We start from the raw sequence: 495 nt of genomic DNA on the forward strand, positions 1-495 counted from the left end.
CCTCCGCGCCCTCGGGGACGGCGACCTCCGAGCCGGAGCCGTCGAGCACCCTGAACGAGTAGACCCGGAGCAGCGCCGGGTCGCCCGACCACCTCTTGGCCACGGCGGCCGCGACCTTGTCGTAGGCCGGGTCGCCGGCCTCCAGCCTGGTGGCCTCGGCGCAGGCTCCGGTGGAGTCGGGGTCGGGAAGCGCCGACAGGTCGGCGCCCTCGACGGTCACCCGGCCCATCTCGACGGTGGTCGCGGCGTCGGCGCCGTACCAGGTGTAGGAGCGGGCCTGGACCTGCGGCGCGGAGGGCCTCTCCTCCAGGCCGGTGGTGTCGACGAACGCCACGCACGCCGGGTCGGCGCCGTGGGCGGCCACGTCGAACATCATGCCCTCGACGTAGTTGGCGCCCTGCGTGGTCTCGAGCTCGCGGAGCGTCCCGTCGTCGGCCAGCGAGAACGCCCTGGGGGCGACGCCGCCGTTGAGCATCTCGGTGTACTCGAAGGTCA

The 495-nt window shown here is 73.9% G+C and carries 1 protein-coding gene; it reads right to left on the reverse strand.

Features of this window, described 5'->3' with window-relative positions; genetic code table 11:
* On the reverse strand, window positions 1-495 hold a 495-nt coding region (locus SFHG_RS10730; protein ID WP_042431973.1), incomplete at both ends, for a hypothetical protein.

The organism is Senegalimassilia anaerobia JC110, from assembly GCF_000236865.1.
Classification (GTDB): Bacteria; Actinomycetota; Coriobacteriia; order Coriobacteriales; family Eggerthellaceae; genus Senegalimassilia; species Senegalimassilia anaerobia.